The sequence below is a fragment of the Streptomyces sp. NPDC059582 genome, from assembly GCF_042735715.1.
Taxonomy (GTDB): Bacteria; Actinomycetota; Actinomycetes; order Streptomycetales; family Streptomycetaceae; genus Streptomyces.
Window position 1 is genome coordinate 309,886 of the sequence record NZ_JBHWCC010000001.1, and the last position, 19,608, is coordinate 329,493.

A 19,608-nucleotide genomic window follows, 5' to 3' on the forward strand; every position below is an offset into this window, starting at 1 on the left:
TAGTTTGCGCAGGCGTCACCGAACCAGCACGGGTGGGGAGAGATCATGGACACCACACAGCGGACCGATCAACAGCGGACCGCCGACCGTCGACGGCGCGAGCTGCTGGAGGCTGCCGACCGGGTGGTGCTCCGCGACGGCCCGCAGGCCTCGATGAACGCCATCGCGGCGGAGGCCGGCATCACCAAGCCGATCCTCTACCGGCACTTCGGCGACAAGGGCGGACTCTACGCCGCCCTCGCCAAGCGGCACACGGACGCCCTGCTGGCCTCCCTGCGGGCCGCCCTGGACGCGCCCGCCGAGCGACGCGAACGGGTCGAGTCCACCTTGGACACCTACCTCGCGGCGATCGAGGCACGCCCCCAGGTCTACCGGTTCCTGATGCATCCGGGGGACGGCGGCCAGGCCGGCGAGCCGGGCTTCGACGTCGGCAAGCACAGTGCTCCGCTGCTGCGCCGGATGGGCGAGGAGCTCGCCCAGGTCATCGAGGAGCGGGTCGACCTCGGTCCCGGCAGCCAGCAGCTGGCCCGGGTCTGGGGGCACGGCATCGTCGGCATGATGCACGCGGCGGGCGACTGGTGGCTGGGCGAGCGGCCGTGCACCCGGGCGGAGCTGGTGCGCAGTCTCGCCGACCTGCTGTGGGGCCGGCTGGCCGCGGCGGGCGACAAGGTCGGCGGTCCGGGGTTCTGACCCACGCAGCCACGGCGAACCCCCGCGGTGATCCACCACGGTGAGACCCGTCACCTGCGCCAGGAGGCCCGCTCCGCCTGCCGCGTCAGACGGCGCTTGCGCCAGCCCGTCACGCGGTCCGCGTACACCGTGCCGTCCAGATGGTCGCACTCGTGCTGGAGACAGCGGGCGAAGAAGCCCGTGCCGTGCACCGTCACCGGCTCCCCGGTCACCGTGAACCCCTCGACCACGGCGTGGTCGTAGCGCTCCGTCCCCGCCTCCAGACCCGGCAGGGACAGGCAGCCCTCCGGCCCGCGCAGCTCCAGTCCGTCCGCGGCGACCAGCCGTGGATTCACCACATGTCCCAGATGCCGGACGTCGTCGTCGTCCGGGCAGTCGAAGACGAACACGCGCAGCGCCTCGCCGACCTGGTTCGCGGCGAGGCCCACTCCCTGGGCCGCGTACATCGTGGCGAACAAGTCCTCCACGAGCCGTGCCAGTTCGGGTCCGAAGTCGGTGACCTCCGCGCAGGGCGCGTGCAGCACCGCGTCGCCGAGCAGGGTGAGGGGCCGGACGCGCCCGTGGGCGCCCGGGATCGAGCCTTGTCGCATGGCGGCAAGGGTACGGTCCTGACAGCCACGCGGATGTCGCGTGGGTGCCGAGGCGGTGCCATGGTTCGGGAGTGCGAATGGATCTCGATAGGCTGAGGTCCACACCACGTTGCCGGATGGCTCAGGCGCGGCGCGTACGCAAGGAGGATCGAGAACTGATGGCAGGCAACTCGGACCCGCTCACGCCGCGGGCCAAGATCGCCGTGACCGCGGGCAAGGCGGTCGCGGCGGCATCGCGCGCTGCGGGGCGCGGCAGCGGTTCGGTGATCGGCGGCCGGGTGGCACTCAAACTCGACCCCGACCTTCTGGCCCGGGTCGCCCAGAACCTGGACGTCGTCCTGGTCTCGGCGACCAACGGCAAGACCACGACCACCCGGCTCATCGCCGAGGCGCTGCGCGCCGCGGGCCCGGTCGTCTCGAACGCGCTCGGCGCCAACATGCCGGCCGGCATCACCTCGGCGCTCGCGGGCGGCTCGGAGGCCCGGTACGGCGTGATCGAGGTCGACGAGAAGTACCTCGCGGGCGTGGCCCGGGACACCGACCCGAAGTGCATCGCACTGCTCAACCTCTCCCGCGACCAGCTCGACCGCGCGGCCGAGACGCGGATGCTCGCCGAGAACTGGCGTGAGGGTCTGGCCGGTTCCAAGGCCGTCATCGTGGCCAACGCCGACGACCCGCTCGTCGTGTGGGCCGCGTCCTCCTCCGCCAATGTGATCTGGGTCGCAGCCGGGCAGATGTGGAAGGACGACGCCTGGTCCTGCCCGTCCTGCGGCGGTGTGATGCAGCGTCCCGGCGACGACTGGTTCTGCCGCGAGTGCGGCTTCCGCCGGCCGACCCCGAGCTGGGCGCTCTCCGGCGACCACGTGCTCGACCCGCACGGCTCGGCCTGGCCGATCCACCTCCAGCTGCCGGGCCGCGCCAACAAGGCCAACGCCACCTCCTCGGCCGCGGTCGCCGCCGTCTTCGGAGTGCCGCCGCAGGTGGCGCTGGAGCGGATGTACCAGGTGCAGGCCGTCGCCGGCCGCTACGACGTCGTGCAGTTCATGCAGCGCGACCTGCGGCTGCTGCTCGCCAAGAACCCGGCCGGCTGGCTCGAGACGTTCTCCCTGATCGACCCGCCGCCGACCCCGGTGATCCTGTCCGTGAACGCGCGCGGCGCCGACGGCACCGACACCTCCTGGCTGTGGGACGTCGACTACACGCGGCTGACCGGCCACCCGATCTTCGTGATCGGCGACCGCAAGCTGGACCTCGCGGTGCGTCTGGAGGTCGCGAACCAGCACTTCCAGGTGTGCGACAGCCTCGACCACGCCGTACAGCAGGCCCCGCCGGGCCGGATCGAGGTCATCGCGAACTACACCGCCTTCCAGGACCTGCGCCGCCGCGTCGGCAACTGACCACCAAGGACGGTCATCTCATGAGCGACAACCAACTGCGGATCGTCTGGATCTACCCGGACCTCCTCAGCACCTACGGCGACCAGGGCAACGTCCTCGTCGTGGAGCGCCGGGCCCGGCAGCGCGGGCTCGACGTGGCCCGGCTGGACGTACGCAGCGACCAGCCGATCCCGACCTCCGGTGACATCTACCTCATCGGCGGCGGCGAGGACCGGCCGCAGCGGCTCGCGGCCGAGCGGCTGCGCCGCGACGGTCAGCTGTACCGGGCCGTGGAGAACGGCGCGATCGTGTTCTCGGTGTGCGCCGGCTACCAGATCCTCGGCCAGGAGTTCGTCAACGACCTCGGCCAGCGCGAGCCGGGCCTCGGGCTGCTGGACGTGACCACGGTGCGCGGTACCGGCGAGCGATGCGTCGGCGACGTGCTCGCGGACATCGACCCGCGGCTGGGGCTGCCCCCGCTGACCGGCTTCGAGAACCACCAGGGCGTCACCCAGCTCGGCCCCACCGCCCGCCCGCTCGCCCAGGTGCGGCTCGGCCGGGGCAACGGCACGGGGGACGGCACGGAGGGCGCGTACAACGACACGGTCTTCGGCACGTACATGCACGGGCCCGTGCTCGCCCGCAACCCGCAGATCGCGGACCTGCTGCTGAAGCTGGCGCTGGACGTGAACGCGCTGCCGCCGATCGACGACCACTGGTACGAGGCGCTGCGCAACGAACGGATCGCGTCCGCGCAGCAGCCCGCGTGAGCGTCTCCGCAGCGGCCCGTCTGACGGCCTGTCCGCACAGGTGAGCGGGCCCGTCCAGCAGGCGGACGCACGGTTCGGCCCCGCCCCCTGCGGACGCTAGGGTGGCGGGGTTCGAGCCGGACAGCGTGGTCCGGTCCCCGGCCCACGTGGAGAAGGTTGTTCGGGCTATGCGCATTGGTGTCCTCACGTCCGGCGGCGACTGCCCCGGCCTGAACGCCGTCATCCGGTCCGTCGTGCACCGCGCCGTCGTCGACCACGGCGACGAGGTCATCGGCTTCCGGGACGGCTGGAAGGGCCTCCTGGAGTGCGACTACCTCAAGCTCGACCTCGACGCCGTGGGCGGCATCCTGGCCCGCGGCGGCACCATCCTCGGCTCCTCCCGGGTCCGGCCCGAGCATCTGCGGGACGGCGTGGAGCGGGCCAGGGGCCATGTCGAGGAACTCGGTCTGGACGCGATCATCCCGATCGGCGGTGAGGGCACGCTGAAGGCGGCCCGGCTGCTCTCGGACAACGGCCTGCCCATCGTCGGCGTGCCGAAGACCATCGACAACGACATCGCGGTCACCGACGTCACCTTCGGCTTCGACACGGCCGTCGGCGTCGCGACCGACGCGCTGGACCGGCTGAAGACCACCGCCGAGTCCCACCAGCGTGTGCTGATCGTGGAGGTCATGGGCCGCCACACCGGCTGGATCGCGCTGCACTCCGGCATGGCGGCCGGCGCCCACGCCATCGTTGTACCGGAACGCCCCTTCGACATCGAGGAGTTGGCGCGACGGGTCGGGGAGCGCTTCGAGGCGGGCAAGCGGTTCGCGATCGTCGTGGCCGCGGAGGGCGCCAAGCCGAAGGCCGGCTCCATGGACTTCGACGAGGGCGGCAAGGACATCTACGGCCACGAGCGCTTCGCCGGCATCGCCCGCCAGCTCTCCATCGAGCTGGAGGAGCGTCTCGGCAAGGAGGCCCGGCCGGTCATCCTCGGGCACGTCCAGCGCGGCGGCACGCCGACCGCGTACGACCGGGTGCTGGCCACCCGGTTCGGCTGGCACGCCGTGGAGGCCGTGCACCGCGGCGAGTTCGGCAGGATGACCGCGCTGCGCGGCACCGACATCGTGACGGTGCCGCTGGCGGAGGCGGTGGAGACGCTGAAGACGGTGCCGCAGGAGCGGTACGCCGAGGCGGAGTGCGTGCTGTAGGACGCCGCCTGTGGGCTCCAGCCGCCCCCGGTCGCAGCAGCGGCCGGGGGCGGTTCTAATCTGGGTGCGGACAGACAGCTGTGGACAGACAGCGCGCAACCCCCACGAAACAGGAGCCGGCGGATGGATCACAGCGGGCACGGCATGACGATGGATCTGCCGCCGTTCACGCTGGGACGAGGTCTTCAGTGGTCCGCGGACCCCTTCTTCCTCGTGGCCTGCCTGCTGGCCCTGGCTCTGTACGGCTGGGGGGTCGTCCGGCTGCGGCGGCGTGGTGACGCGTGGCCGGTCGGCCGGACCGTCTCGTACGTCGCCGGGGTGCTGACGGTCATGGCGGTGATGTGCACCGCGCTCAACGACTACGGCATGGTCATGTTCAGCGTGCACATGGTGCAGCACATGGTGATCAGCATGCTGTCGCCGATCCTGATCCTGCTGGGCGCCCCGGCCACCCTGGCGCTGCGCGCCCTGCCGGTCGCGGGACGGGGCCGCACGGGCCCGCGTGAGCTGCTGCTGGCGCTGCTGCACAGCCGGTACATGCGGATCGTCACGCACCCCGCGTTCACGATCCCGCTGTTCATCGCGAGCCTGTACGCGCTGTACTTCTCGCCGCTGTTCGACTTCCTGATGGGCTCCAGGGCCGGGCACCTGGCGATGATGGTGCACTTCCTCGCGGTGGGCGTGGTGTTCTTCTGGCCGATCATCGGCGTGGACCCGGGTCCGAACCGGCCCGGCCATCTGATGCGGATGCTGGAGCTGTTCGCGGGCATGCCCTTCCACGCGTTCTTCGGGATCGCGCTGATGATGGCGTCGACGCCGATGGTCGAGAGCTTCAAGAACCCGCCCGCCTCGCTCGGCATCGACGCGCTCAGCGACCAGAACGCGGCGGGCGGGATCGCCTGGGCGTTCAGCGAGATCCCCTCGGTGCTGGTGCTGATCGCGCTGCTGTTCCAGTGGTACGGCTCCGAGCAACGGCAGGCCAAGCGCTCGGACCGGGCCGCGGACCGCGACGGGGACAAGGAACTCGCGGCGTACAACGCCTATTTGGCCTCGCTGAACGCCCGCGGCAACTGAGCACCCCGGGTCCGGGGCGGCGCCGGATCACCCCTGTGCCCTTGCGCCCTTGCGCCCGACCACCATTCCCCGGCTCCGAGGTCGTCGCGGCCGACCGCGCCGGAGCGGTGCTCCGGGGCTCGCAACCGCACTCGGCCGGCGCCCCCGCGCCGCAGCTCCGGGGTCCTGGCTCCGGGGTCCCGGATCCGGCGGCCACCCCCGCCCGGCGCCCGGTCCGCAATCCGTCGCCGCTGGGCTCCCCCGCCCGGCCCTGGGCGGGGTCCGGTACGCCCTCTCCCCCGCCCCCGGACGCGCGGCTCGGGCCCGCTCCGGGTCGCCGGGCGAGCGCGTACCGGGTCCCGCACCGCGGGTGCGCCGGACATGCGCCGGGCCGCTGCGGCTCCGGGCCGTCGGGCTTGTGCGACCGGCCCCCGGGCCGACTCCGGGGAGTGAAAATCGAAAATCCATTCCTTCATAGCGCCGTGCGACGGCAGTCCGGGGCACCATGGAGGGGGACGAACCCTGAGGAGGGTGTCCTGAGGAGGGTGTCGCGATGCCCGGTTCCACGGACGGTTCCACGAGAACGATGGGGGTGCTCACCATCGGCGGACTCGTCGTGGTGACGGCCTACACGGTGGCACTCGGCAGCAACGGCTGGCTGTGGTTCGGCTGGGTCGTGCTGGGGCTGATCACCCTGGGCATGATCGTCACACGCAGCACCTAGTGCCGCACCAGGGCGTGTTTCGGGAGTAGCGTCGTCCGCCCGGAGGGCGGGGCCCGCGGCGTCCGCTGCGGTGCGTCGCGAGGCGGAGGGTCGTCCGCGTACCGGGCGTACGCGGGCGATCCCGACGACACGGCGGGGGGCCGTGCCAGGCGTCGCGGGCCGGACGGGACTTTCGAAACACGCCCCGGGGGACACGGCTCGGCGTCCCGCCCGCCGTGTCCGCGGCCGGGCGGTCGCACCGGTCACACCTCGGTGAGCCGCCCCGCCGAGTGCACGCCCGGCTGGTATTTCGGCAGCCGGGCGGTGATCTTCATACCGGCCCCGACGGCGGTCTCGATGACCAGGCCGTGGTCGTCGCCGTACACCTGCCGGAGCCGGTCGTCGACGTTCGACAGCCCGATGCCGCCGGACGGGCTGACCTCGCCGGCGAGGATGCGGCGCAGCAGGGCGGGGTCCATGCCGGCGCCGTCGTCCTCGATGACCACCAGGGCCTCGGCGCCCGCGTCCTGTGCGGTGATCTGGATGCGGCACTTGTCGGCCTTGCCCTCCAGACCGTGCTTGACGGCGTTCTCGACGAGGGGCTGGAGGCAGAGGAAGGGCAGCGCGACCGGCAGCACCTCGGGGGCTATCTGCAGGGTGACGGAGAGGCGGTCGCCGAAGCGGGCCCGGACCAGCGCCAGGTAGTGGTCGATGGCGTGGAGTTCGTCGGCGAGGGTGGTGAAGTCGCCGTGCCTGCGGAACGAGTAGCGGGTGAAGTCGGCGAACTCCAGCAGCAGCTCGCGGGCGCGCTCGGGGTCGGTGCGCACGAAGGAGGCGATCACGGCGAGCGAGTTGAAGATGAAGTGCGGGGAGATCTGCGCGCGCAGGACCTTGATCTCGGCCTCGATCAGCCGGGTCCGGGACTGGTCCAGGTCGGCGAGCTCCAGCTGCACGGAGACCCAGCGCGCGACCTCGCCGGCCGCCCGGACCAGGACCGCCGACTCGCGCGGCGCGCAGGCGACGAGCGCGCCGCGCACCCGGTCGTCGACGGTGAGCGGAGCGACGACGGCCCAGCGCACCGGGCAGTCGGGCGCGTCGCAGTCCAGCCGGAACGCCTCGCCTCGGCCCGTCTCCAGCGGGCCGGCGAGCCGTTCCCTGACCTCCGCGCGGTGATGGGAGCCGACCCCGTCCCAGACGAGGACGTCCTGGTCGTCGGTGAGGCACAGCGCGTCCGTGCCGAGCAGCGAGCGCAGCGTGCGCGCCGACCGGCGGGCCGTCTCCTCGGTGAGGCCCTCCCGCAGCGGGGGCGCGGCGAGGGAGGCGGTGTGCAGGGTCTGGAAGGTGGCGTGCTCGACGGGGGTGCCCAGACCGCCCTGGCTCTCCGGGCGTGCGGTGCGCCGCCCGAGCCAGAAGCCCGCCGCCAGCAGGGGCAGGACGGCCACGCACAGGCCTGCCAGGAATCCGCTCACGCCTTCGCCTCCGCCCGCAGTTCCTCCGTGCGCAGTTCCTCCGGCAGATGGAACCGCGCCAGGATCGCCGCCGTCCCGGCCGGCACCCGGCCCGGGGTCGCGAGCGACACCAGCACCATGGTGAGGAAGCCCAGCGGTACGGACCACAGGGCGGGCCAGGCGAGCAGGGCGTGCAGTCCGCCGGTGCCCGGGAAGCCCGCCATGGTCGCGGCGACGGCCGCGAACGCCGAACCGCCGCCGACCAGCATCCCGGCCGCCGCGCCGGGCGGGGTCAGCCGCCGCCACCAGATGCCGAGGACGAGCAGCGGGCAGAACGACGACGCGGACACGGCGAAGGCGAGCCCGACCGCGTCGGCCACGGGCAGGCCGCCGACCAGGACGCTCGCCGCGAGGGGTACCGCCATGGCGAGCACCGTACCGAGCCGGAAGTGCCGTACTCCCCGGGCCGGGAGCACGTCCTGGGCGAGGACGCCCGCCACGGCCATGGTCAGACCCGACGCGGTGGACAGGAACGCGGCGAAGGCTCCCCCGGCGACCAGCGCGCCGAGCAGGTCGCCGCCCAGTCCGCCGATCATCCGGCCGGGCAGCAGCAGGACGGCGGCGTCCGCGTCCGAGGTGAGAGTGAGTTCGGGGGCGTAGAGGCGGCCCAGCGCGCCGTAGACCGGGGGCAGCAGGTAGAAGACGCCGATCAGGGCGAGCACCGCCACGGTGGTGCGGCGGGCGGCGACGCCGTGCGGGCTGGTGTAGAAGCGGACGACGACGTGCGGCAGACCCATGGTGCCGAGGAAGGTGGCGAGGATCAGTCCGTAGGTGGCGTAGAGCGGTCGTTCGTCGCGGCTCGCGTCCAGTGAGGTCGACATGCCGTCGTTGCCGCCGCGGTCGGCCGCGGGGACCCTGGCGCCCGCGGCGAAGGTCAGCCGGGTGCCCTCCTGGACGCGGTGGACGCCGGCCGGGAGGGTGAGCGGGGTGCCGTCGTGCGGGCGGCCGTCGACCGTGCCGGTGATGGTCACGGTCAGCGGTCGGTCCAGCTTCAGGTCGAGGGTGGCGTCGACCCGCACCGAACGCTGCGCGCGGAAGGCGGCGGGTTCCTCGAAGGCGTGCGCGGGTGCTCCGTCGCCCTGCCAGGCGAGGACCAGGAAGAGGGCGGGCACGAGGAGCGCGGTGAGCTTCAGCCAGTACTGGAAGGCCTGGACGAAGGTGATGCTGCGCATACCGCCGGCGGCGACGGTCGCGACCACGACGACCGCCACGATGACCCCGCCGAGCAGTCCGGGCGCCCCGGTCAGCACGGTCAACGTCAGACCGGCGCCCTGGAGTTGGGGCAGCAGGTACAGCCAGCCGACACCGACGACGAAGGCGCCCGCGAGCCGCCGCACCGGCTGGGAGGCGAGCCGTGCCTCGGCGAAGTCGGGCAGGGTGTAGGCGCCGGAACGGCGCAGCGGGGCGGCGACGAACAGCAGGAGGACCAGGTAGCCGGCGGTGTAGCCGACGGGGTACCAGAGCATGTCCGGGCCCTGGACGAGGACGAGGCCCGCGATGCCGAGGAAGGAGGCGGCGGAGAGGTACTCGCCGCTGATGGCGGCCGCGTTGAGGCGGGGGCCGACGGTGCGGGAGGCGACGTAGAAGTCGGAGGTGGTGCGGGATATCCGCAGGCCGAAGGCGCCGACGAGGACGGTGGCGACGACGACGAGGGCGACGGCGGGGACGGCGTAGCTGGAGTTCACGGCGCTCAGCGGTCCTCGACGAGGAGCACGAAGTCCCGCTCGTTGCGTTCCGCCCGGCGTACGTACCAGCGGGCGAGCAGGACGAGCGGCGCGTACAGGCAGAAGCCGAGCACCGCCCATTCGAGGCGGCGGGCGTCCGGCATCGCCGCGAAGAGCAGCGGCAGTGGGCCGACGAGCAGCACGAGGACCGCGAACACGCCGAGGGCGGCGCGTAGTTGGGTGCGCATGAGGGAGCGTACGTAGGTGTGGCCGAGGGTGGTCTGCTCGTCGATCTCGGTGCGGGGGCGGTAGTAGCCGGAGACATGGGGGTACCGCCCGCGCGAGCGAAGCCGGGCGTGGGGGAGGGTGCGGCGCGGCGGGCCGGTGACGACGACCCGGCGCTCGGCGGGTTCCTGGGGCATGCGGTCCTTCCTAGCTCGTCGTCCGGCGCATCAGCAGGTCGCGCAGTTCACGGGCGTGGCGCCGGCTGACCTGGAGTTCCTCGGCGCCGACCCGGACGCTCACCGTACCGGCGTCCAGGCGGAGTTCGCCGATGTGGCGCAGGGCGACGAGGTGGCGGCGGTGGATGCGGACGAAGCCGCGCGAGCGCCAGCGCTCCTCCAGGGTGGACAGCGGGATGCGCACGAGGTGGCTGCCGCGGGCGGTGTGCAGCCGGGCGTAGTCGCCGTGGGCCTCGACATGGGTGATGTCGTCGACGGCGACGAAGCGGGTGACGCCGCCGAGTTCGACGGGTATGTGGTCGGGGTCGGGTTCGCGCACGAGGATCCGGGCCGCGGTGCCGCGCAGTTCGGCGGCGCGGCGGACGGCCTCGCCGAGGCGTTCCTTGCGGACGGGTTTGAGCACGTAGTCGACGGCCTTGAGGTCGAAGGCCTGGACGGCGAAGTCCTCGTGGGCGGTGACGAACACGACCAGCGGGGGCCGGGCGAATCCGGTCAGCAGCCGGGCCAGGTCGAGCCCGTCGAGACCGGGCATGTGGATGTCGAGGAAGACCACGTCGATCGCCTCGGGGCCGTGCGGGCCGGACTCCAGCGCGCGGTTGAGGCGGCGCAGCGCCTCGGTCGCGTCCCCGGCGCCCTCCACGCTGCCGATCCGGGGGTCGGCGTTCAGCAGATAGAGGAGTTCCTCGAGCGAGGGGCGTTCGTCGTCGACGGCGAGGGCGCGCAGCATGAAGGTGGAGTGTAGGAGCAATCCGTACGTCTGGACATGTGCCCGGCGTGCGCGTTCGCGCTGGATACAGTGCCGCCATGAACAGCAGGCCCACGCCGTTCGACGAGCTCGACCGGAAGATCCTCACCGCGCTGATGGCGAACGCCCGGACCAGTTTCGCCGAGATCGGCGCGGCGGTCGGCCTGTCCGCGACGGCGGTGAAGCGCCGGGTGGACCGGCTGCGGGAGACGGGCGTGATCACCGGGTTCACGGCCACCGTGAAACCGTCGGCGCTGGGCTGGGCCACGGAGGCGTACGTCGAGGTGTACTGCGAGGGCGCGGCCCCGCCCCGGCGGCTCGCGGAGGTCGTGCGCAACCATCCCGAGATCACGGCGGCGATGACGGTGACGGGTGGCGCGGACGCGCTGCTGCACGTGCGCGCCAGGGACGTGGACCACTTCGAGGAGGTCCTGGAGCGGATCCGCACGGAGCCGTTCATCCGGAAGACGATCAGCGTGATGGTGCTGTCCCACCTCCTGCCGGAGAGCCCGGAGGCGGGCGCGAACCAGCCGGCGCCGCCGGAGACCGGGCCGGACGCAGCAGATGTGCGCTGACCGGCCGAAAGACGCAGCGATATTGCGCGAACACGCAGGTTTCGTTGCTTGTCGTACGGTTCGGTCACTTCCTACCTTGGTGTCAACCCTCACTCCACACCGTTAGGAAGCGGAGGAAACCCTCTGTGCCCGACAGCCGTGTGCCGCGCTCCCGGCGCTTTCTCGTCTGCGAACCCAGACACTTCGCCGTGCAGTACGCCATCAATCCCTGGATGCATCCCGACACCCGTGTCGACGTCGACCTGGCCCAGGAGCAGTGGCAGGCGCTGATCAGCGCCTACCGGGCCCACGGCCACACCGTCGACTCGGTGGAGCCGGTCGCCGGCCTCCCGGACATGGTCTTCGCCGCGAACTCGGCGGTCGTCGTCGGCGGCCGTGTCTTCGGCTCCCTCTTCCACGCGCCCGAGCGGCGCCCCGAGTCCCTCCACTACGACATGTGGTTCAAGACGGCGGGATTCGACGTCCACCGGCCCGAGTCCGTCTGCGAGGGCGAGGGCGACCTGGTCTGGACGGGCCGGTACCTGCTGGCCGGCACCGGATTCCGTACGACCCGGGAGGCACACCGCGAGGTGCAGGAGTTCTTCGGGCACCCGGTGATCAGCCTGACGCTGGTGGACCCGTACTTCTACCACCTGGACACGGCGCTGTTCGTCCTCGGCACCTCCTCCGACGACGCCGCCGCGACCTCTGCGACCTCTGCGACCTCTGCGACCTCTGCGACCTCTGCGACCTCTGCGACCTCTGCGACCTCTGCGACCGCAGAGAACATCGTCTACTACCCGGAGGCGTTCTCGCCCGGCAGCCGTGAGGTGCTCGCGCGGCTGTTCCCGGACGCGGTCCTGGCGACCCGCGAGGACGCGCTGGCCTGGGGGCTGAACTCGGTGTCCGACGGCCGTCACGTCTTCATCGCGCCGCAGGCCGAAACGCTGGCCGCCCGGCTCGACGCCCACGGCTACGTCCCCGTCCCCGTCGACCTGTCCGAGTTCCACAAGGCCGGCGGTGGCATCAAGTGCTGCACCCAGGAGATCCGCTGATGACCGCACCCGCCCGTACGCTCCAGGAGAGCCGCACCTCCGCCGACCTGATCCGCGCGGAGGAGCCCGTCCTCGCGCACAACTACCACCCGCTGCCCGTGGTCGTGGCCCGTGCCGAGGGCACCTGGGTGGAGGACGTCGAGGGCCGCCGCTATCTCGACATGCTGGCCGGCTACTCGGCGCTCAACTTCGGCCACCGCCATCCGGCGCTGGTCGAGGCGGCCCACCGCCAGCTCGACCGGCTCACCCTCACCTCGCGCGCCTTCCACAACGACCGGCTCGCCGAGTTCGCCGAGCGGCTGGCGGCACTGACCGGCCTGGACATGGTGCTGCCGATGAACACGGGCGCGGAGGCGGTCGAGAGCGGCATCAAGGTGGCCCGCAAGTGGGCGTACGAGGTGAAGGGCGTACCCGCCGACCAGGCCACGATCGTGGTCGCGGCGGACAACTTCCACGGCCGTACCACGACCGTCGTCGGCTTCTCCACGGACGAGACCGCCCGGGCCGGCTTCGGCCCCTTCACCCCCGGCTTCCGGGTGGTGCCCTACAACGACCTAGCGGCGCTGGAGGCGGCGGTCGACGAGACGACGGCCGCCGTGCTGCTCGAACCGATCCAGGGCGAGGCGGGCGTGGTCGTCCCGGACGACGGCTATCTGGCCGGGGTCAGTGCGCTGACCCGGCGCCGGAACTGTCTGTTCGTCGCGGACGAGATCCAGTCGGGCCTGGGCCGCACCGGCCGCACCCTCGCCGTCGAGCACGAGGGGGTCGTCCCGGACGTCCTGCTGCTGGGCAAGGCGCTGGGCGGCGGCATCGTGCCGGTGTCGGCGGTGGTGGGCCGCCGGGAGGTGCTGGGCGTGCTGCGGCCGGGCGAGCACGGTTCGACGTTCGGCGGCAACCCGCTCGCCGCGGCGGTCGGCACGGCCGTCGTCGAGCTGCTGGAGTCGGGCGAGTTCCAGCGCCGGGCCGCCGAGCTGGGCACGGTCCTGCGGGACGGTCTGACCGGGCTGGTCGGCCGGGGTGTGGTCGGCTTCCGTGCCCGCGGGCTGTGGGCGGGCGTCGACGTGGACCCCGCCATCGGCACCGGCCGCGAGATCAGCGAGCGCCTGATGCGCGAGGGCGTCCTGGTCAAGGACACCCACGGCTCCACGATCCGGCTGGCGCCACCGCTGACCATCACCGGCGAGGAGCTGGAAGGGGCGCTCGCGAGCCTGGGCAAGGTGCTCACCCGCGCGGTCTGACGCCGGTCCGCCGCGCGACCCTCCCGCCCGTCCGGGCCGCTTCGGCCCGGACGGGCGGTGCGCCGTCCGCCCCCGCGGTGGTGCGGGCGCCGCCCGGTAGGTGAAGGGTGAAGACTGAGTCACGAGGTGGTGGACCACTGCCAACGACAGAGAGGTCGGCCGTGGGCGCATACGAGGACCACGACGTCGCTCGCCGGCGCTTCGACGTCGCCGACGCCGCACCCCTGCTGCTCGACGGGGGCGGTGTGGTGACGAGCTGGACCGACGATGCGCGGCGCCTGCTGGAGTACCCGGCCGCCGAGGCGGTGGGCCGGTGCCTGGCGGACCTGCTGGCCCCTCGGGACGCGGTGCGGGTGCCGGAGCTGGTCGAGCGGTCCCTGGGCGGCGGCTGGGCAGGACTGCTGACGGCCCGGCGCCGGGACGGGCGGCCGGTGCGGGTCATGGCCCGGATCACCCCGGTCGGGGAGAGCTTGGGCCCGGACCGGCTGCTGGTGCTGCTGTCGGACCTCTCCGGGTCCCCCGGCTGGGACATGAACCGCGCCACGCTGGAACAGCTGGTCGAGCGGTCGCCGATCGGCATCGCGATCGTGGACCGGGACCTGCGCTTCGTCTGGTCGAACGAGGCTCTGGCGCGTTTCGGCGGCGGGTCGCCGCAGCAGCGGCTGGGGCTCAAGATGGCGGACGTCCAGCCGGGCCTGGACGCCGGGCCCGTCGAGGCCCGGATGCGGCACGTGCTGGCGACCGGCGAGACGGTGACCGGCTACGAGCACGTGGGCCACGTGCGGTCCTCGCCGCACCGGGAGACCGCGCACATGCTGTCGTTCACCAGGCTCGACGACGAGCACGGCCATCCGGTGGGCGTGTACTACACGGTCGTGGACATCACCGAGCGGCACCGCGCGCGCCGGCGCCTGGCGCTGCTCGACCGGGCCGGCGAACGCATCGGCCGCAGCCTGGACATCATGCGCACCGCGCAGGAGCTGGCCGACGTGGTGGTGCCGGGGTTCGCCGACCACGTCACCGTGGACCTGCTGGAGCCGGTGCTGCGGGGCGCCGAGCTCGCCCCCGGTCCGCTGGACGACGTGGATCCGCTCCAGCTGCGCCGGGCCGCCCGGCAGTCGGTGCTCGACGCGTCCGGGCCCGTCGTCGGCGTCGGCCGGACCGCCTCCTACGCGCCCGGCTCGCCGCAGGTGCGCTGTCTGTCCACGGGCACGTCGTGGCGCGAGGAGCGCGGCGACCCGCCGGCCGGGCAGTGGGCGGCGGACCCACCGGGCGGCCCGGACGCCGCCTTCCTGGAGCCGGGGCCGCACAGCGTGCTGATCGTGCCGCTGCGCGCGCGGGGCGTCACCCTGGGCGTCACCACGTTCTTCCGGCGCCACCTCCAGGAGCCGTTCGACCAGGACGACCTGGTGCTGGCCGAGGACATCGTCTCGCGGGCGGCCGTGTGCGTCGACAACGCCCGCCGCTACACCCGCGAACGCGGGGCGGCGCTGGTCCTCCAGCGCGACCTGCTGCCGCACCGGCTGCCCGAGCAGGACGCGGTGGACGCGGCCGCCTGCTACCGGCCCGCCGACGAGCTGACGGGGCTCGGCGGGGACTGGTACGACCTCATCACGCTGTCCGGCGCGCGCGTGGCCCTCGTGGTGGGCGAGGTGCCCGGGCACGGGATCCACGCCGCCGCGGCCATGGGCCGGCTGCGGACCGCCGTACGGACCCTGGCCGCGCTGGATCTGCCGCCCGAGGAGGTGCTCGCGCACCTGGACGACCTGGCCGCGCTGACGGACCGCGAGGAGTGCCCCGAGGAGGGCGACGAGGATTGCCGGAGCCGGACCCTGGGCTCCGGCTGTCTGTACGTCGTCTACGACCCGGTCGACGGGCGGTGTGTGATGGCGGGCGCGGGCCAGCCCGCGCCCGCCGTGATCCAGCCGGACGGGACCGTCACGTTCGTGGACCTTCCCCAGGGGCCGCCGCTGGGCGTGGGCGGTCCGCCGTTCGAGTCGGTCGAGCTGTCGCTGGCCGAGGGCAGCACGCTCGCGCTGCACACCGACGGGCTGCTGGCCGGCCGTGAGCCGGAGTGGGACGTCGACGCTGTGCACGAACGGCTGCGTGCGGCCCTGGAGCGGCCGACGGACTCGCTGGACGTGTGCTGCCGGACCGTGGTGGAGGTGCTCGCCCCGACCCGCCCGCGCGACGACGTCGCCCTGCTCATGGCCCGCACCCGGCGGCTGGACGCCGATCAGGTCGCGGACTGGGAGCTGCCCGCCGACCCGGCGGTGGTCTGCGACGCCCGCCGGGCGGTGAACCGTCAGCTGTCGCGGTGGGGGCTCGACGCCCTGACGTTCACCACGGAACTCGTCGTCAGCGAACTGGTCACCAACGCCATCCGGTACGCGACCGGCCCGATCCGGCTGCGACTGATCCGGGAACGAGCCCTGGTCTGCGAGGTCTTCGACGGCGGTGCCACGGCGCCGCATCTGCGCCATCCCCGCACCACGGACGAGGGCGGGCGCGGGCTGATGCTGGTCTCCCAGGTCGCCCAGCGGTGGGGAACGCGCTTCGTCCCGGACGGGAAGATCATCTGGGCCGAGCAGTCGCTGACTGTACCTCCGATGTGACCATCTGTTCGGCGAACGGCGTCCCACGCGTCCCACCTCGTGCGAAACTGGCGCACATACCGTCAGATGGGTCGTACGCCATGAACGACACGGCGATCGAGTACGCGAGCGTGTTCCAGTCCCTGCCCGGCATGGTCGCGCTGCTGACGCCCGACCTGGTGTACGCGGACGCCAACGAGGAGTTCCTGCGGGTGGCCGGGCGCAGCCGCGACCAGGTCATCGGCCGGCACGTCTTCGAGGTCTTCCCCGACAACCCGAACGACCCCGCCGCGACGGGCGTGCGCAATCTGGGGGCCTCGCTCTGCCGGGTGCTCGCCACGGGCGAGCGGGACGCCATGGCCCTGCAACGCTACGACGTGGCCGACCCCGACCGGCCCGGGCAGTGGCGGGAGCGCTACTGGAGCCCGGTCAACGCGCCGGTGTTCGACGCGGACGGGAAGGTCGTGCTGCTGGTGCACCGCGTCGAGGAGGTCACCGAACTGATCCGGGCCCGCGGCGGCCCCGACGGCACCCGGACCCGGGTGCTGGAGGCCGAGCTGTACACGCGGGCCCGTGAACTCCAGGACCTCAACGAGCGGCTGCGCCGGGCCCACGCGCGTGAGCGCGAGGTGGCGCTCGCGCTCCAGGAGGCGATGCTGCCGGCCCGCGGACAGGTCGGCGACCACCGGGCCGCCGTGCGCTACCGGCCCGCGGTCGGCGCGCTGAACGTGTGCGGCGACTGGTACGACCTGGTCGACCTGGTGGGCGGCAACCGCATCGGTGTCTCGGTCGGGGACGTCGTGGGCCACGGGCTGGCGGCCGCCGGGGTCATGGGCCAGCTGCGCAGCGCGCTCAGCGCGGCCTCCCGGGTCGCGGAGGGCCCCGCCCAGGCGCTGAACGTCCTGGGCCGCTACGCCCATGTCGTCGACGGCGCCGAGTCGGCCACGGCGGTCACGACGTTCATCGACTTCGAGCACCGCACGATCACCTACAGCAGCGCCGGGCATCCCCCGCCCGTCCTGGTGCACGCGGACGGCCGGGTGGAGTTCCTGGACCGGGCGACCGACCCGCCGCTCGACGCCGCTCCACAGCCCCTCGCCCGGCCGCAGGCCGGCACCACGTACACCGAGGGCGCCACGCTGGCCCTGTACACCGACGGTCTGGTCGAGCGCCGCCGCGAGGACATAGACATCGGCCTGGCCCGACTGGCGGAGTCCATGTGCCGCCACCGCGCCCAGGCCCCGGAGCGCCTGGCGGACGCCGTCCTGCTGGAGCTGCTGCCGCCCGGGGGCGCGACCGACGACACCGCGCTGGTCGTCGTGCGATTGTGACCCGGAGGCCGGGGTGCCTCGGTGACGGACCGTCAGCAGGCCGCACCGACCGGGCCGCGAACGGTTCCCCGCGACGGCGCCTGCACCTACACTGCACCCCACGACGTCCCGGTTGACCTGCTGGAACGCGGCGGTCGTTGCGAACCGCCGGATGGAGGAGCGCTCCCTTGTTCTACTACCTGCTCAAGTACGTGGTGCTGGGACCGCTGCTGAGAGTGCTCTTCCGACCCCGGATCGAGGGACTGGAGCACGTACCGGCGTCGGGCGCCGCCATCGTCGCGGGCAACCATCTCTCGTTCGCGGACCACTTCCTGATGCCCGCGATCATCAAGCGGCGCATCACCTTCCTCGCGAAGGCCGAGTACTTCACCGGGCCGGGCGTCAAGGGCCGGTTGATCGCGGCGTTCTTCCGCAGCGCGGGACAGATCCCGGTCGACCGGTCCGGCAAGGACGCGGGGCAGGCCGCGATCCGCGAGGGGCTCGGTGTGCTGCGCAAGGGCGAGCTGCTGGGTATCTATCCGGAGGGCACCCGCTCGCACGACGGGCGGCTCTACAAGGGCAAGGTCGGCGTGGCGGTGATGGCCCTCAGGGCCGGGGTGCCGATCATCCCCTGCGCGATGATCGGCACCTTCGAGGCGCAACCGCCGGGCCGGGTCGTGCCACGTATCCGCCCGGTGGCGATCCGCTTCGGCGAGCCCCTCGACTTCTCGCGCTATGCAGGCATGGAGAACGAGAAGGCCGTCCTGCGCGCGGTCACCGACGAGCTCATGTACGCGATCCTGTCGCTGTCCGAACAGGAGTACGTCGACAAGTACGCGGCCGTGGCCAAGGCCGAACTGGCCGAACGGGAGCGCAGGTTCCGGCGGATGCCGCTGAGCTGAGCCGGTCCGCGGGGCGTCCGCTGGGAGCCGATCTCCTGGAACGGCGGGCGCCGCGAGCCCTCTGCCGTGAGCCGATCTCCTGGAACGGCGGGCGCCGCGAGCCCTACCGTCGCCCCATGAGACGAGCTGTGGTGATCGGAGCGACGGGACAGATCGGGCGTCCGACGGTGGACGCCCTGGTCCGGGACGGCTGGGCGGTGACGGCCGCCTCGCGCGGGGGCGGCCGCGACGACACGTGGCCCGAGGAGGTCGATGCGGTCCGGCTCGACCGGGAGGACGACGAGGCGCTGGCCGCGGTGCTCGGCGACGGCTGCGACCTGGTGGTCGACGTCGTCGCCTACCGGGCCCGGCACGCCCGCCAGTTGACCTCCCGCGCGGACCTGGTCGGCTCGGCGGTGGTGATCTCCAGTGTGGAGGTCTACGAGGACGGTCACGGCGGCGGCTTCGACACCCTGCGCGAGACGGGCGTCTTCCCCGCCTACCCGGTGCCCATCCCGGAGACCCAGCCGACCGTGCCGCCCGGCGAGGCCACGTACGCCTCGGGCAAGGCGGCGCTGGAAGCCGAACTCCTAGCGGCCGGGGAGAGGTTGCCGGTCACGTTGCTGCGGGCGGGAGCGATCCACGGGCCGCACAGTCCCCTCCCGCGTGAGCTGTACTTCGTCAAGCGCAACCTCGACGGGCGGCGCCGGCGCGTGCTCGCCTTCCGCGGCGAGAGCCTCTTCCATGTGGCCGCCGCCCGCAACATCGCCGAGCTGGTGCGGCTGGCGGCGGCGCGGCCGGGGTCCCGGGTGCTCAACGCCTGTGATCCCGAGCCGCCGACGGTCGCCGGGATCGGTGCGGCGATCGACGCCGTGATGGGGGTGGAGACGGAGACGGTCCAGGTGGACGGGCCCGCGCCGTCCCCGTCGGTGGGCAGGACACCGTGGTCGGCGGCGCTGCCGGTGGTGTGCGACATGACGGCCGCCCGGCGGGAGCTGGACTACCGGCCGGCGGTGACGTACGGGGAGAGTCTGCCGGAGACCGTGGAGTGGCTGGAACGACGGCTGGCCGGGCGGAACTGGCGGGAGGCGTTCACCGGACTCGCGGAGCATTACCCCGAGTTGTTCGACTACGCGGCGGAGGACGCCTGGCTGGCGGCGCGCACGTGAGCGAGGGGCGGCGGGTGTGTTCCCCGTCGCCCCTCACCGTCGTACGACCCTCGC

General features: G+C 72.9%; 18 protein-coding genes. 13 read left to right on the forward strand and 5 right to left on the reverse strand.

Annotated features, from left to right (window positions below; genetic code table 11):
- Positions 1-45 precede the first annotated feature (45 nt).
- Positions 46-690 carry a TetR family transcriptional regulator gene (locus ACFV0T_RS01335; RefSeq protein WP_385773130.1) on the forward strand — a complete coding sequence of 215 codons (645 nt, stop codon included), beginning with the start codon at positions 46-48 and terminating at the stop codon, positions 688-690.
- A 50-nt stretch (positions 691-740) separates the two neighbouring features.
- Here the strand turns inward: ACFV0T_RS01335 and def are convergent, their stop codons facing one another.
- Positions 741-1,280 (reverse strand): peptide deformylase, encoded by a 540-nt coding sequence (gene def, locus ACFV0T_RS01340; RefSeq protein WP_385773132.1) that lies wholly within the window; start codon positions 1,278-1,280, stop codon positions 741-743.
- A 158-nt stretch (positions 1,281-1,438) separates the two neighbouring features.
- Here def and ACFV0T_RS01345 point away from each other — a divergent pair, with 158 nt between their 5' ends.
- From ACFV0T_RS01345 to ACFV0T_RS01365, 5 genes are all read left to right on the forward strand, one after another.
- Positions 1,439-2,677: a MurT ligase domain-containing protein gene (locus tag ACFV0T_RS01345; protein ID WP_385773134.1), complete on the forward strand. Its 1,239-nt coding sequence runs from the start codon at positions 1,439-1,441 to the stop codon at positions 2,675-2,677.
- A gap of 20 nt (positions 2,678-2,697) precedes the next feature.
- Positions 2,698-3,426: a type 1 glutamine amidotransferase gene (locus ACFV0T_RS01350; protein ID WP_385773136.1), complete on the forward strand. Its 729-nt coding sequence runs from the start codon at positions 2,698-2,700 to the stop codon at positions 3,424-3,426.
- A 167-nt stretch (positions 3,427-3,593) separates the two neighbouring features.
- Positions 3,594-4,619: a 6-phosphofructokinase gene (locus ACFV0T_RS01355; RefSeq protein WP_385773138.1), complete on the forward strand. Its 1,026-nt coding sequence runs from the start codon at positions 3,594-3,596 to the stop codon at positions 4,617-4,619.
- Between the two features lie 123 nt (positions 4,620-4,742).
- Positions 4,743-5,693, forward strand: a complete 951-nt coding sequence (locus tag ACFV0T_RS01360; RefSeq protein ID WP_385773140.1) for a cytochrome c oxidase assembly protein — start codon at positions 4,743-4,745, stop codon at positions 5,691-5,693.
- Between the two features lie 532 nt (positions 5,694-6,225).
- Positions 6,226-6,396 (forward strand): hypothetical protein, encoded by a 171-nt coding sequence (locus ACFV0T_RS01365; RefSeq protein WP_385773142.1) that lies wholly within the window; start codon positions 6,226-6,228, stop codon positions 6,394-6,396.
- A gap of 242 nt (positions 6,397-6,638) precedes the next feature.
- Here the strand turns inward: ACFV0T_RS01365 and ACFV0T_RS01370 are convergent, their stop codons facing one another.
- Genes ACFV0T_RS01370 through ACFV0T_RS01385 form a run of 4 tightly spaced genes read right to left on the reverse strand, consistent with a single transcriptional unit; the run spans position 6,639 to position 10,735 of the window.
- Positions 6,639-7,844 (reverse strand): sensor histidine kinase, encoded by a 1,206-nt coding sequence (locus tag ACFV0T_RS01370; RefSeq protein WP_385773144.1) that lies wholly within the window; start codon positions 7,842-7,844, stop codon positions 6,639-6,641.
- Positions 7,841-9,568, reverse strand: coding sequence for a cation acetate symporter (locus ACFV0T_RS01375; RefSeq protein WP_385773146.1), 1,728 nt, complete (start codon positions 9,566-9,568; stop codon positions 7,841-7,843). The genes ACFV0T_RS01370 and ACFV0T_RS01375 overlap by 4 nt, the downstream gene beginning before the upstream one ends.
- Before the next feature lie 5 nt (positions 9,569-9,573).
- Positions 9,574-9,969 (reverse strand): hypothetical protein, encoded by a 396-nt coding sequence (locus ACFV0T_RS01380; RefSeq protein WP_385773148.1) that lies wholly within the window; start codon positions 9,967-9,969, stop codon positions 9,574-9,576.
- A 10-nt stretch (positions 9,970-9,979) separates the two neighbouring features.
- Positions 9,980-10,735 carry a LytR/AlgR family response regulator transcription factor gene (locus ACFV0T_RS01385; protein ID WP_385773150.1) on the reverse strand — a complete coding sequence of 252 codons (756 nt, stop codon included), beginning with the start codon at positions 10,733-10,735 and terminating at the stop codon, positions 9,980-9,982.
- 77 nt (positions 10,736-10,812) lie between these two features.
- On the opposite strand from ACFV0T_RS01385, the gene ACFV0T_RS01390 reads away from it, so the two are divergent.
- The 7 genes from ACFV0T_RS01390 to ACFV0T_RS01420 all read left to right on the forward strand — a co-directional run bounded on the left by ACFV0T_RS01390 (position 10,813) and on the right by ACFV0T_RS01420 (position 19,554).
- Positions 10,813-11,328 (forward strand): Lrp/AsnC family transcriptional regulator, encoded by a 516-nt coding sequence (locus tag ACFV0T_RS01390; RefSeq protein ID WP_385773152.1) that lies wholly within the window; start codon positions 10,813-10,815, stop codon positions 11,326-11,328.
- A 125-nt stretch (positions 11,329-11,453) separates the two neighbouring features.
- The gene (gene ddaH / locus ACFV0T_RS01395) at positions 11,454-12,362 is read left to right on the forward strand and encodes a dimethylargininase (RefSeq protein WP_385773154.1); all 909 of its coding nucleotides are present in this window, start codon (positions 11,454-11,456) and stop codon (positions 12,360-12,362) included.
- Positions 12,362-13,600 (forward strand): ornithine--oxo-acid transaminase, encoded by a 1,239-nt coding sequence (gene rocD, locus ACFV0T_RS01400; RefSeq protein WP_385773156.1) that lies wholly within the window; start codon positions 12,362-12,364, stop codon positions 13,598-13,600. The genes ddaH and rocD overlap by 1 nt, the downstream gene beginning before the upstream one ends.
- Positions 13,601-13,761: 161 nt before the next feature.
- Positions 13,762-16,215: a SpoIIE family protein phosphatase gene (locus ACFV0T_RS01405; RefSeq protein ID WP_385773158.1), complete on the forward strand. Its 2,454-nt coding sequence runs from the start codon at positions 13,762-13,764 to the stop codon at positions 16,213-16,215.
- 80 nt (positions 16,216-16,295) lie between these two features.
- Positions 16,296-17,525 carry a PP2C family protein-serine/threonine phosphatase gene (locus tag ACFV0T_RS01410; protein ID WP_385773160.1) on the forward strand — a complete coding sequence of 410 codons (1,230 nt, stop codon included), beginning with the start codon at positions 16,296-16,298 and terminating at the stop codon, positions 17,523-17,525.
- Between the two features lie 167 nt (positions 17,526-17,692).
- Positions 17,693-18,406 (forward strand): lysophospholipid acyltransferase family protein, encoded by a 714-nt coding sequence (locus ACFV0T_RS01415; RefSeq protein WP_385773162.1) that lies wholly within the window; start codon positions 17,693-17,695, stop codon positions 18,404-18,406.
- Between the two features lie 116 nt (positions 18,407-18,522).
- On the forward strand, positions 18,523-19,554 hold the full coding sequence (locus ACFV0T_RS01420) for an NAD-dependent epimerase/dehydratase family protein (RefSeq protein ID WP_385773164.1): 1,032 nt from the start codon (positions 18,523-18,525) through the stop codon (positions 19,552-19,554).
- Positions 19,555-19,608 lie beyond the last annotated feature (54 nt).